Raw genomic sequence first — 13617 nt, 5'->3', positions numbered from 1 at the left:
TTTGCGCTACGCCGCTGCCAGTATTGCAGCAAAACGGGGGGCTGGTTTGAGGTTTGATGCATTTGGTTTGTCCATCCGTATCAACACAAATAATTACATATGAACCTCAACAATTTCACGATTAAAGCGCAGGAAGTGGTGGCTGCCAGTCAGCAGCTGGCCTTCAACCACAACAGCGTCAACATCGAAACCGAACATATCCTAAAAGCCCTGCTCGATCAGGAAGAATCGCCGGTGGAGTTCTTATTGAAAAAGAACAACGTATCGGTGAACGTGCTGCAAAGCAAGCTCGACGAAGCCATTCATAAATTGCCCAAAGCGGGGGCAGGTGCTACGCCGGCACAATCCATTGGCCGCGATGCCAACACCGCCGTACTGCGGGCCGGCACCGTGCTCAAAACTTTTGGCGACGAATTTGTGGCACCCGAACACCTGCTGCTGGCCCTGCTGCAAGGCAGCGACAGCACCGCCAAAATGCTGAAAGAAGCCGGCCTTACCGAAAAGGGTTTTGTAGCAGCGGTGAAAGAATTGCGCAAGGGTGATACCATTCAATCGCAAACGCAGGAAACACAGTTTAATGCGCTGAACAAGTATGCCAAAAACCTCAACGAAATGGCCCGTCAGGGCAAGCTCGATCCGGTGATTGGCCGCGATGAAGAAATTCGCAGAACCCTGCACATCCTCAGTCGGCGCAGCAAAAACAACCCCATACTGGTGGGTGAACCCGGCGTGGGTAAAACCGCCATTGCCGAAGGCCTGGCCATGCGCATCGTGAATGGCGATGTGCCCGAAAACCTGAAAAGCAAAATCATTTATGCCCTCGATATGGGCCAGCTGATTGCCGGTGCCAAATACAAGGGCGAATTTGAAGAACGCCTGAAAGGGGTGGTGAAAGAAGTAGCCAGCAGCGATGGTGAAATCATTTTGTTTATTGATGAAATACATACGTTGGTTGGGGCTGGCGGTGGTGAAGGTGCCATGGATGCTGCCAACATTTTAAAACCCGCACTGGCCCGTGGCGAACTCCGTGCCATTGGTGCTACCACGCTCAACGAGTACCAGAAGTTTTTTGAAAAAGACAAAGCACTCGAAAGGCGTTTTCAAAAAGTAATGATTGAAGAGCCCACGGTGGAAGATGCCATTTCTATTTTGCGGGGTTTGAAAGACCGCTACGAAACGCACCACCATGTACGCATCAAAGACGAAGCCATTATTGCGGCGGTAGAATTGTCGCAGCGCTACGTCACCGATCGTTTTTTGCCCGATAAAGCCATCGACCTCATAGATGAAAGTGCGGCCAAGCTGCGCCTCGAAATGAACAGCATGCCCGAAGAACTCGACAAACTCGAACGGCAGATACGCCAGCTGGAAATTGAGCGGGAAGCCATCAAGCGGGAAAACGATGAAGCCAAGCTGAAAGAACTGAATACCGAAATAGCCAACCTGGCGGTAGAGCGGGATACGTTTAAAGCCAAGTGGCAGCAGGAAAAAGAAATTGTAGAAAAAGTACAAAATGCCAAAGCAGCTATTGAGCAACTGAAGCAGGAGGCAGAGCAGGCCGAACGCAACGGCGACTATGGCCGTGTGGCAGAAATACGCTACGGCAAGGTAAAAGAGCAGGAAGAATTGATTGTGCAACAGTCTGCACAGCTGGATGCCATCAGCGAAAAGCGATTGCTGAAAGAAGAAGTAGACGCGGAAGACATTGCCGAAAACATTGCGAAAGCCACCGGTATACCCGTGAGCAAAATGATGCAAAGCGAAAGGGAAAAACTGCTGCATCTGGAAACAGAACTGCACCACAGAGTTGTGGGGCAGGAGGAAGCCATTACGGCCGTGGCCGATGCCATCCGCCGGAGCAGGGCAGGCCTCAGCGATCCCCGCAAGCCCATTGGCTCGTTCATCTTTTTGGGTACCACAGGTGTGGGTAAAACAGAGCTGGCAAAGGCGCTGGCCGAATACCTGTTTGATGACGAAAGTATGATGACCCGCATCGACATGAGTGAGTACCAGGAGAAGCACACGGTGAGCAGGCTGGTGGGGGCACCTCCGGGCTATGTAGGCTACGATGAAGGCGGGCAGCTCACCGAAGCCGTACGCCGCAAACCCTACAGCGTGGTGCTGCTCGATGAAATAGAAAAAGCTCACCCCGATGTATGGAACGTGCTGCTGCAAGTGCTGGATGATGGCCGCCTCACCGACAATAAAGGCCGCATGGTGAATTTTAAAAACACCATCATCATTATGACCAGCAATATTGGCAGCCACCTCATACAAGATGCTTTTGATGGCGTGGATGAAAACCATTTGGAAGAGGCCAACGAAAAAGCCAAGCTGGAAGTAATGCAGCTGCTGAAGCAAACCATTCGCCCCGAGTTTTTAAACCGGGTAGATGATATCATTATGTTCCAGCCGCTGATGCGTAAGGAAATCCGTGGCATCATTCGCATACAGTTGAAAAACCTGCAACAACTCATTGCCGACAGCGGCATTGAATTGCATTTCAAGCGAGTACGCCATCGATTATCTGGCAGAGAATGGCTACGATGTACAATTTGGTGCACGGCCACTCAAGCGGTTGATTCAAAAAGAAATCATCAACCAGCTGAGCAAACGCATTTTGGCCGGCGATATCGACAAAACAAAACCGGTATTAGTAGATGTGTTTGATGGTGTGGTGGTGTTTCGGAACGAACATCCCGAAAAGTTATAAGACGCTAAGACATCATTAAAAAGCCTTGCATCCGCAGGGCTTTTTTTATTTGTCGTCAAACAAGTGCGGACAAAAGATGTTAAGAATTTCTTTATGGTTGGCTGTCCAAAACCGACAGTATCAATTCTGGCTATCTTCGCCGCACTTTTTTATGAAACAACTGTTGACCATCTTTTTACTACTGGTGCATGTAAACAGTGCTATGCTGCTGCCACAGGTAGAAGCGCATACTGCTACAAACAGTATTGGTAGCACTACAGATGTAATCAACAGTATTTATGAATGGGTGGATGAAACCCTGCTCGACCATCATGATTCTTCAACACAGGATAAACATGATGAAGATGATGGATTGCAAATAGAGACGGGCATTGCTGATGATTTTTGCAGCCGTCTCTTCTACCTGGCTCAAATCGAATCGCCGTTGGCGTTTACCAATAGCCATAATGCCACCACACATGCTGCTGGTGCATTAGAAATGAGTTACGAACTCAATACGCCTCCTCCCGAAGTTTAGCTATATCACCCTTGATTGTATCACACGCATCACTGATGTATGCAGTGTGCCTGTTGCTGTATTCATATGCTTACAGCAGCTCTATTTCATCAGCTACTTACAACTAATCAACCATGCATTTTATACAGCGCAATAGCTGGTTTCCGGCTATGGCTATCGTGTTATTGCTGAACGCTTGTTCGCCCAAGCAAGAACAGGATACTGCCGCTCCGCAAAAATTTACTGTTGTCTCTCCCGAGTTGCTCGACACGGTGTATGCCCGTGAATACATTGCCGAAATTCAATCGGTACAAAACGTAGAAATCCGCTCCCGCATGGATGCGGCATTCATTGAAAAAATACATGTAGACGAAGGCAAGCCTGTGCAGGCTGGCCAACTCTTATTTACCCTTACCAGCCGCCGCTACCGCGAAGAATTATTGAAGGCCAATGCGCAACTCAAGAGTGTGCAGGCCGAACTGAAAGTGGCGGAAGTAGAATTGAAAAACACCAAAATGCTGGTGGCTAAAAACATTGTGTCCAACTCCGAACTGGAAATGGCACAAGCCAAAGTTGAAGCCATCGAAGCGAAGATTGACGAGGTGAAATCTTCCATCTCTATTGCCCGGGTGTACCTCTCATTTTCTGAGGTACGGGCACCATTCAATGGCGTTATCAACCGCATTCCCAACAAGCGGGGTAGCGTAGTGCAGGAAGGTGATTTGCTCACCACTATTTCCAACAACGATGAAGTGTTTGCTTACTTCAATATGTCGGAGCAAGACTACCTGCAGTTTCAAAAAAGAAAGACGATGCCCATCACAACGAAGTGGGATTAGTGCTGGCAGATCAGCAGCGTTTTCCGCACATGGGCAAAATAGAAACCAACGAAAACGAAATTGATATCAGCACCGGCAACATTGCTTTCCGTGCACGGTTTGCCAACCCACAACACTTGCTGCGCCACGGTTCTACCGGCAAAGTGCTCATCAACAGTGAGCTGAACGATGCGTTGGTGATTCCGCAAAAATCGAGTTTCGAAATACAGGAAAAAACATTTGTGTACGTAGTGGATGCCAACAACACGGTGCGGATGCGCAATGTAGAAGTGAGCCATCGCTTTCCGCACATGTATGTCATCAGTGGCGGCCTTTCAGTAAAAGACCGCATTATTTACGAAGGCATTCAGCAGGTTAAAGAAGGCGACAAAATTGTACCTCAGCAAACATCATTTTCTGCCATGGCCCGTCGCTAAGCAGTACACAATTCAACTTACATAAGGCATGACTGAAAAATTTATACACCGCCCGGTGTTGTCTATTGTCATATCCCTCATCATTACGTTGTTGGGTGTGCTGGCCATGACGCAACTACCGGTTACGCAGTTTCCTGATATTGCACCACCCGAAGTAAACGTAACCACTAAGTACACCGGTGCCAACGCCGAAGCCTGTGTAAAGGCTGTAGTTACACCACTCGAAAGAGCCATCAACGGGGTGCCCGGTATGGCCTACATGTCATCAGTGTCGGGCAACGATGGTACCAGTGTTATTCAAATCATTTTTAAAGCCGGTACCGACCCCGAAGTGGCTGCGGTAAACGTGCAAAACAGGGTTTCATCTACGCTGGATGAATTGCCCGAAGAAGTAATCAAGGCCGGCGTATTGGTAGAAAAAGTGCAGAATAGTATGTTGATGTACCTCAACATCCTTTCCACCGATTCTGCCATGGATGAAAAGTTTTTGTACAACTACACCGACATCAACCTGCTGCCCGAACTGAAGCGGATTGATGGTGTAGGTTTTGCCGACATTATGGGCATGCGGGAATACGCCATGCGGGTGTGGCTGAAACCCGACCAAATGACGGCTTACGATATTTCTACAGAAGACATTGTACAAAGTTTGAAAGGCCAAAACGTAGAAGCTGCACCGGGTAAAATTGGTGAAGCTTCGGGCAGAACACCGCAGGCACTGCAGTACGTACTGAAGTATACGGGCAAATACAACACTGAACAGCAGTATGAAAATGTAGTGCTCAAAAGCAATGTAACCGGCGAAGTCGTAAAACTGAAAGATGTAGCTGATGTAGAATTTGGTTCATTGGAATACGACGTTATTTCCAAAGAAAATGGTAAGCCATCAGCCGCCATCATGCTGAAGCAGCGCCCCGGTAGCAATGCCAGTGAGGTGATTGCGAACATCAAGAGCCGCATGGCCGAGTTAAAAAAGTCTTTTCCGGCGGGAATGGAATACACCATCAGCTATGATGTGTCTTCCTTCCTTGATGCGTCTATTGATGAAGTAATTAAAACGCTGGTGGAAGCCTTCTTACTCGTAGCGTTGGTGGTGTTCATCTTCCTGCAAGATTTCCGATCTACTATCATTCCGGCCATTGCGGTACCTGTGTCATTGGTGGGTACATTTTTCTTCATGCAGTTGCTGGGCTTCTCTATCAACCTCATCACGTTGTTTGCATTGGTGCTGGCCATTGGTATTGTGGTAGACAATGCCATTGTGGTAATTGAAGCCGTGCATGCTCACATGGAGCATTCCAAAATCGGGCCCCGCAAAGCCACCGAAAAAGCCATGCGGGAAATCACCGGTGCCATTATTGCCATCACCTTGGTAATGGCTGCGGTGTTCATTCCGGTATCGTTTATGTCGGGGCCCACAGGTGTGTTCTATCGCCAGTTTTCATTGACGATGGCTATCTCCATTGTACTCTCCGGTGTGGTTGCCTTAACGTTGACACCGGCATTGTGTGCCACCATGCTCAAGCGGCATCATCATGACCCAAATGCCAAACGTAATTGGTTGCAGCGTTTCTTCGGCGGCTTCAACACTTGGTACGAAGGCTTGTCGGGTAAATACAAACGCCTCATCGAAATCATTGCCAACAGGCGGGTAATTACTTGGGTAACGATTATCGGATTTACGATGGGCACCGGCCTGTTTGGTTCGATATTGCCCACGGGCTTCATTCCCAACGAAGACCAGGCGACGATTTATGCTAACGTAACTACGCCTGCCGGTGCTACACTGGAGCGAACCGAGCAGGTGGTAGATGCCATTCAGCAAACAGCGCAGCAGATAGACGGTGTCGATGCCGTAAGTACGCTGGCGGGCTACAGTGTGCTCTCAGAAGGTACCGGTGCTACTTATGGCATGAACCTGATTGGGTTGAAAAAATGGCACGAAAGAAAACTCACCGACAAGCAACTGATGGATACCCTGCGGGAAAGAACGAAGCACATCAAAGATGCCCGCATTGAATTCTTCTCGCCACCACCAGTGCCGGGCTATGGAAACTCGAGTGGTTTTGAAATGCGACTGTTGGATAAAACCGGTTTCGGCGATTTGAAGTACCTCGAGAAAACGGCAGCTGAATTTGTGAAAGTGCTGAACGACCTGCCCGAAGTAGCCAACGCCTTTACCACCTTTGATGCCAGCTTTCCGCAATACATGGTGAGTGTAGACAATGTGAAGGCGGCACAGAAAGGTGTGATACTCGCTGATGTACTCAGTACGCTGCAAGTGTTTTTAGGCAGTGAATATGCCACCAACTTCATTCGCTTCGGACAGATGTACAAAGTGATGGTGCAGGCCTCGCCGGAATACCGTGCCAAGCCGGAAGACATCATGAAGTTGTATGTGAAAAACAAAGACGGCGAAATGGTGCCCGTATCGGCTTTTCTTCAAATCAACAAAGTGTACGGACCAGAACAAGTTACCCGCTACAACATGTATCCATCGGCCATGATAAATGGTGAACCAAGCCCCTGGCTACAGTAGTGGTCAGGCATTGGATGCCATTAAAAAAGCGGCGGCCGAAAAACTGCCCAAGGGCTTCTCTTACGACTGGGCTGGCTCCAGTCGTGACCAGGCCAACTCGGGCAACGAAGCCGTGATCATCTTCCTGATTTGTTTGGTGTTTGTGTACTTATTGCTGGCAGCGCAATACGAAAGTTTCCTGCTGCCGATGCCGGTTATTCTTTCACTGCCTACTGGCATTTTTGGTGCCTTCCTCTTGCTGTGGGCACTTGGTTTAGAAAACAATATTTACGCACAGGTAGCCATGATTATGTTGATTGGGTTGCTGGGTAAAAACGCTATCCTCATTGTAGAGTTTGCGTCGCTGCGTCACCGCGAAGGACTGCGACCCTTGCAGGCTGCTATCGAAGGTGCGTCAGCTCGTTTGCGCCCCATCCTCATGACTTCTTTCGCATTTATTGCCGGTTTGATTCCGCTCATGCTGGCATCGGGTGCAGGTGCTATTGGCAACAAAACCATCGGTACTGCCGCTGCGGGTGGTATGCTGTTTGGTACTGTGTTTGGCGTCATCGTTATCCCCGGTCTGTATGTGATTTTCGCTACACTGGCTGAGCGGTTTGCCAACAAAGGACGCAAAGAAGAAAAACCATTTACCGAAGAAATCTAACAACATGCAATTGAAAAAAGCAATACAAAGTGGGTGATTGGTGGCTTGCTCTTTCTGTGGGCTTGCGCCCCGGTATTACCCAAAACGCCTGAGGTAGAACCAGCGCCCAAAACCTACGGTGAATGGACGAATGCCGACACTACCAATAGTGGAACCATCAGCTGGCGCAATTTCTTTACCGATAAACATTTGCTGTCGTTGATTGATACTGCCATGCTGTACAATCCCGATTTGCAAATAGCCAATCAGCGGGTGCTGATGGCCAATGCAGAATTATTGCGCAGCAAAGCCGCCATGATACCCACACTCAATGCCAACCTCTCGCCGGCCATTCGTCGCTATGGTTTGTATACGATGGATGGAGCGGGCAACATCAGCACGTTTATTCAACCGGGTAAAATTGTGCCCATTAACCTGCCTGATATTTATGTAGGCTTGCAATCTTCGTGGGAAGCCGATGTGTGGGGCAAATTGCGCAGCCGAAAAAAAGCCGCCACAGCCCGTTGGCTGGCCAGCAATGAAGGCCGCAACTGGATGACCACACAAGTGGTATCCAACATTGCGCTGCACTACTATGAGCTGCAAGCCTTGGACAATATGCTGCGTATTGTAGACGAAACGATTGTGCTGCAAGAAAATGCGCTGAATATTGTGCAGGTGCAAAAAGAAGCTGCTGCTGCCAACCAACTGGCGGTAGAACAGTTTGCGGCGCAACTGCTCAACACGAAAGCCATCAAAACGCAATTGCAACAGCAAGTAGTCGATCATGAAACGGCGCTGCAATTATTGCTGGGTAAGTTTCCCGGTACCGTAGTTCGTGATACGGCCAATTATTTAACTACCGCTGTGCCTGCCATGCAAACCGGTGTACCTGCTATGCTCTTGCAACAACGTCCTGATATTCGGCAAGCAACTTTTTTACTTGAAGCAACGAAGATGGATGTGCAGGCTGCGAGAGCTGCGTTTTTGCCCGGTTTCAACATCACAGCTGCATTTGGTTATCAGGCATTTCAACCCAACTTGTTGTTTCGTACGCCCGAATCAATGGCCTATGCATTGGCAGGGAGCATCGTTGCTCCTTTGCTCAACCGTGGTGCCTTGAAAGCAGAATTTGCTTCGGCCAATGCCCGACAGATTGAAGCCTTGTACCAGTATCAGCAAACAGTGTTGACAGGCGTAGCAGAAGTGTACAACGAAATGAAACGCTTGCAAAACCTGGAGCAATTGTATCAGCAACGCAATGAGCAGGCAACGGTATTGACCACTTCTATCGAAACGGCTTCTGCATTGTTCCGTTCAGGCAGGGCTACGTATCTGGAGCTGCTCATCAACCAGCAAAATGCCTTGCAGGCAAGGCTGGAAGTAATTGCCGCTAAAAAACAACAATGGCAAACATCAGTGAATTTGTATAAAGCTCTCGGCGGTGGCTGGTAGTCTTACCGGTACCCGAGGCCGCAGTTGGTTGTTAGTTAAAAAGAGCCCCTTCATCAGAAGGGGTTTCTTTTTGTGAACAAGCATGCAAAGCTTTTTCTGCAGCACATTTCGTGAGCTATGTTTGCAGCAAATTGAAAGACAAATGGAACTCGGAATCGGCATGTTTGGCGACAATCATTTTACACCGGATGGCAAGGCATTGCCTACGGGCCAGCGGTTGCAAGAGCTGTTGACAGAAGTGAAACTGATGGATGAAATTGGGGTGGACTTTTTTGGTATTGGTGAGCATCACCGGCCCGACTATTCGGTGTCAGTTCCTGAAATAATATTGGCCGCCGCCGCCAGCGTTACCAAACGCATCAAACTCGGCAGTGGCGTTACAGTGCTTAGCTCTGCCGATCCGGTGCGGGTGTACCAGCAGTTTGCGACCATCGATTTACTCTCCGGCGGGCGAGCAGAGATTTGTGCAGGCAGGGGTAGTTTCATCGAATCTTTTCCAGTGTATGGATATGATTTGAAAGATTACGAAACCTTGTTTGAAGAAAAGCTGGATTTGCTGGTAAAAATCAATCAGCAGGAACGCATTACCTGGAAGGGCAAATTGCGGCCGGCCTTGAACAATCAACTCATTTTACCAAGGGCCACCAACAATCATTTGCCCATATGGGTAGCGGTGGGCGGTACGCCCGAATCTGTAGTACGTGCTGCCCGTTTGGGACTGCCTGTCATCTTCGCCATCATTGGTGGCAATCCGAAACATTTTCAACCGCTGTTTCAATACTATCGGGAGGCCTGGCAGCACTTTGGTCACGACCCGGCCAAGTTGCAAGTGGGTGTACACATGCATGCATTTTTCGGTAAGCAAAGCAAGCAGGTGGCTGATGAATATTACCCGCATTATGCAGCGCAAATGAACCGGGTAGGAGCAGACCGTGGTTGGGCGCCGTATCAGCGCAGCCAGTTTGAAGCAGGCCGCAGCAGCAACGGGCATTTGCTCATAGGCGATGCACAAGAAGCCATCGATAAAATTTTACAGTTGCAGGAAATGTTCGGCCTCACCCGTTTTTCGGCACACATGGATGTAGGCGGCCCCGATCATGCAGCCCTCATGCAATCCATTGAAATATTTGGCAATGAGATTGCACCGGCGGTTCGCAAGGCGCTGCAGAAATAAGCGAACAAAAGTTTGCAATTGCGCAGCAGAACACACATCTTACTTGCACTAAACTATAACACATGCCTACCACACATCGCTTGTTTTGGTGGAACCTCGAAAACCTGTTTGATACCGTTAACTCCACCAACCGCACCGAAAAATTACAACGCACCCTCAACAAAGAATTGAAGGGTTGGACAGCAGCTATACTCAGCAAAAAGATTGCGCAGCTCAATAAAGTCATCACTGCCCTCAACCCCGATATTTTGGGCGTATGCGAAGTAGAAAACCTGCCAGTGCTACAGCAGTTGGTAGATGCAATGAGTACGGCCCTCAACCGGCCATACAAAGTGTTACATCAGGATACGAAAGATGCCCGTGGTATTGATGTGGCGTTTATTTACGACAGCAGCAAATACACGCCAAAAGGCGAGTTGTTTTCATTGGAAGTCATGCGCCGCAATGCCACCCGGGATATTGTGCAGGTGCAATTGCAAACAAAAGCAGGCAACTTACTGGTGTTGCTCGGCAATCACTGGCCGGCCCGCAGCGATGGTAAATATGAAAGCGAACCTTTCCGCATGATGGTAGGCGAAGTACTGAGCTACTGGGTGAAACGAATACACGAAATTGAAGGCAAGGGCGCCAGCATTGTAGCCATGGGCGATTTCAACGATGAACCTTTCGACAGAAGTTTGGTGGAGTATGCCAAGAGTACACACATCAGTAAACAAATAGAAAACAGCACCACCACCGACTATCTCTACAACCTAAGTGCGGCTTGCATCAATGGCAAAATGGGGACTTATGTATTCGGCAATGAGATTAATGTACTAGATCAGTTTTTGGTGTCGAAAGCCATTGCGGTAAAAACCAAGCTCTCCAGGTTTAGTGTGGCGGCACCTGTACGCATTTGCCACGATGCAGTGCCGGGCATGGTAAAAGGTGAATACAATGCACCCGTCAAATTCGGGCGTCCTGCGGAGGCATCAACTTTTAATAAAGAAGGTTTCAGCGATCATTTGCCCATTGCATTGACGTTGGAGGAAAAGTAATGCTAAACCTTTTGGGACACATGTTGGCATGAGATACTGCCTTTACTTTGCGCCCCATGTTGTATTCGGTTTTTTCGCTGTATCCATTGTCGCACTGGCTGCTCATTTTACTGGCAGCCTTCATCATTGGTTTGGGCAAGGCAGGCTTAAAAGGTGTCGACATGTTGTCGGTCACTATTATGGCGCTGGTCTTTGGCGGCAAATCGTCTACAGGCATTGTGCTGCCGCTGCTGTGTGCGGCAGATATTGCGGCAGTCATCTATTACAACCGCCATGCACAATGGAAACATTTTTGGAAACTCATGCCTTGGATGGCCGTTGGTATTTTGCTCGGCGTATACCTCGGACAAGACATGCCAGAAAAAACATTCCGCATGCTCATGGCGGGTATTGTGCTCTGCACCATCATCATTGTGCTGTGGATGGAACTGCGTAAATCAGTGTCCGTTCCCAAACATCCCATGTTTGCTGTGAGCACGGGTTTGGCAGCGGGCTTTACCACCATGATGGGCAACCTGGCCGGTGCTTTTGCCAACCTTTATTTTTTAGCCATGCGCCTGCCCAAGAATGATTTTATTGGCACTGCTGCGTGGCTCTTTCTCGTCATCAATCTGTTTAAGTTACCCTTTCAGGTTTTCTTCTGGAAAAACATACATGCCGATACCTTGCTCACCGATATTGTATTGTTGCCGGCCTTGGCGCTGGGCTTTGTAACGGGGCTACGCATTGTGCGGCATTTGCAAGACAGCCACTACCGCAGGGTAGTGATTGTGCTCACATTGGTAGGCGCTGTTGCGATGTTGTTGAAATAAGTTGCTACTTCAACAGCACCTCCACCACATAGTCATACGTACCCGCCACATATTGCGGATACACAATCAGGCCTTCTTTTATCTTACTCCATTTGAGTGGTTTGTTGCTGCCCATGGTTTGTACGGCCGCTACTTCGCTGGCAAAGTTCGGCAGCAATACAAAGTCGTTAGCCGGTGCTTTCAAAAAATGCAGAAAGATGCGTTTGCCTTTTTGCGTAGCTACGCCCCAAGGTTGAGGAGGTATTACATTGCCACGGGTGCCATAAATACTTTCGCCATACGTGGTCAGCCATTTACCTGCCACAGCCAGTGTATCTACAAATTCTTGTTGAATGGGACCCGTGGGCATGGGGCCTACGTTCAGCAGCAGGTTGGCATTGCGGCCTGCAGCACCCGCCAGCCAGTGTATCACCTGCTCCGGCGATTTGAACTTGCGGTCGGTAATGTTGTAACCCCAGCTATTGTTGAGTGTTTCGCAGGTTTCTACCGGCAGGGCATTGCTGGCTTGTTGGAAGCTCAGCCCCGATTTATTTTCACCCGGCAGGTCACGTTCAAACATTTGAAAATCTTCGCCGGCAATGGGATCGAGGTGGTGGTTGTTACCAATCATACAAGCCGGTTGCAATTGGTGGATGAGGCCATAAATCTCCTCATACTTCCAGTCGATGCGGGAGGCCCGGTCGTGGCTGCCTTCGGGGTTGGTTTGGTCCCAGTGGCCATCAAACCAAATGCTCATGATGGGGCCGTAATTCGTCAGCAGTTCGGTGAGTTGGTTTTTCATAAACTGCAGGTAGCTGGCATAATCGCCATTGCCGGTGCGGCCGCTGTGCTGACCAGTACGGCCGCTGCGCCAGGGGTAATCTTCCCGGTACCAATCGAGGGTAGAGTAGTAGAGCCCCAGTTGCAGGCCATGCTTTTTGCAGGCTGCTGCCAGTTGTTGCAACGCATCTTTGCCATAAGGCGTGTTCGTTATTTTCCAATCGCTGTAGCGGGTATCCCAGTTGCTGAAACCATCGTGGTGGCGGGTAATGAACACGATGTATTTCATGCCCGCATTTTTGGCCGTGAGTACCCATTGCTCCGCATCAAAATCAAGCGGGTTAAACACCCGGATATAACGTTGATAATCATCCTTGCGAATCTTCCGGTTGTTCATCACCCACTCGCCATCACCCAGCACACTGCTCAATCCCCAGTGTATAAACATCCCGTATTTATGATCCTGAAAGTTGGTTCTGGCTTGCAGGTTGTCAGTACTAGGTTGATAGTTGGCCTGGCCGTTGGCCAGCAGGCTGCCACACAATAGCAGCAAGAGAAATGTATTTTTCATACGGACAATATATCCGGAAATGTACGATGCCGGCAGGAGAGGATGCTGTGTTTTTTTGAACCACAAAGGCACGAAGGAGGCACAAGGAGCACTAAGTTTTTTACCACAGAGGCATTGGAGTTTCGCACTGAGCTCACAGAGTGCCAAATGTTTTTGTAATAAAATCCTCATTCTAAAAATT

Annotated in this window: 11 protein-coding genes and 1 pseudogene; 11 read left to right on the top strand and 1 reads right to left on the bottom strand. The window is 49.0% G+C overall.

Going from position 1 to position 13617, the window contains the following annotated elements; all coding sequences use genetic code 11:
- Positions 1-99: 99 nt before the first annotated feature.
- The 11 genes and pseudogenes from GLV81_RS11115 to GLV81_RS11080 form a co-directional block, all read left to right on the top strand.
- Positions 100-2340, top strand: a pseudogene (locus GLV81_RS11115) (ATP-dependent Clp protease ATP-binding subunit); the annotation flags it as partial.
- A 136-nt stretch (positions 2341-2476) separates the two neighbouring features.
- Entirely contained in the window at positions 2477-2713 is a 237-nt protein-coding gene (locus tag GLV81_RS21735; protein ID WP_425499999.1) for a hypothetical protein, read from the top strand.
- Positions 2714-2864: 151 nt separating this feature from the next.
- The gene (locus GLV81_RS11110) at positions 2865-3230 is read left to right on the top strand and encodes a hypothetical protein (RefSeq protein ID WP_157478927.1); all 366 of its coding nucleotides are present in this window, start codon (positions 2865-2867) and stop codon (positions 3228-3230) included.
- A 113-nt stretch (positions 3231-3343) separates the two neighbouring features.
- Positions 3344-4048 carry an efflux RND transporter periplasmic adaptor subunit gene (locus GLV81_RS19445; RefSeq protein WP_197428248.1) on the top strand — a complete coding sequence of 235 codons (705 nt, stop codon included), beginning with the start codon at positions 3344-3346 and terminating at the stop codon, positions 4046-4048.
- Positions 4039-4464, top strand: coding sequence for an efflux RND transporter periplasmic adaptor subunit (locus tag GLV81_RS19440; RefSeq protein ID WP_197428247.1), 426 nt, complete (start codon positions 4039-4041; stop codon positions 4462-4464). The genes GLV81_RS19445 and GLV81_RS19440 overlap by 10 nt, the downstream gene beginning before the upstream one ends.
- Positions 4465-4492: 28 nt before the next feature.
- Positions 4493-7003: an efflux RND transporter permease subunit gene (locus GLV81_RS11100; RefSeq protein ID WP_343030566.1), complete on the top strand. Its 2511-nt coding sequence runs from the start codon at positions 4493-4495 to the stop codon at positions 7001-7003.
- Complete coding sequence (locus GLV81_RS21585) at positions 6975-7649, top strand: efflux RND transporter permease subunit (protein ID WP_343030565.1); 675 nt, start codon at positions 6975-6977, stop codon at positions 7647-7649. Before GLV81_RS11100 ends, GLV81_RS21585 begins: the two co-directional genes overlap by 29 nt.
- Before the next feature lie 33 nt (positions 7650-7682).
- Positions 7683-9083, top strand: a complete 1401-nt coding sequence (locus GLV81_RS11095; protein WP_197428246.1) for a TolC family protein — start codon at positions 7683-7685, stop codon at positions 9081-9083.
- A gap of 142 nt (positions 9084-9225) precedes the next feature.
- Positions 9226-10257 carry an LLM class flavin-dependent oxidoreductase gene (locus GLV81_RS11090; RefSeq protein ID WP_157478925.1) on the top strand — a complete coding sequence of 344 codons (1032 nt, stop codon included), beginning with the start codon at positions 9226-9228 and terminating at the stop codon, positions 10255-10257.
- Between the two features lie 62 nt (positions 10258-10319).
- Entirely contained in the window at positions 10320-11294 is a 975-nt protein-coding gene (locus GLV81_RS11085) for an endonuclease/exonuclease/phosphatase family protein (protein WP_157478924.1), read from the top strand.
- Positions 11295-11350: 56 nt separating this feature from the next.
- Positions 11351-12106 (top strand): sulfite exporter TauE/SafE family protein, encoded by a 756-nt coding sequence (locus GLV81_RS11080; protein ID WP_157478923.1) that lies wholly within the window; start codon positions 11351-11353, stop codon positions 12104-12106.
- Between the two features lie 4 nt (positions 12107-12110).
- On the opposite strand, the gene GLV81_RS11075 is transcribed toward GLV81_RS11080, so the two are convergent.
- Positions 12111-13436, bottom strand: a complete 1326-nt coding sequence (locus GLV81_RS11075; protein ID WP_157478922.1) for an alpha-L-fucosidase — start codon at positions 13434-13436, stop codon at positions 12111-12113.
- Between the last annotated feature and the right edge of the window lie 181 nt (positions 13437-13617).

Source organism: Phnomibacter ginsenosidimutans (assembly GCF_009740285.1).
GTDB classification, from domain to species: domain Bacteria; phylum Bacteroidota; class Bacteroidia; order Chitinophagales; family Chitinophagaceae; genus Phnomibacter; species Phnomibacter ginsenosidimutans.
This window is presented reverse-complemented; position numbering and strand designations above follow the sequence as displayed.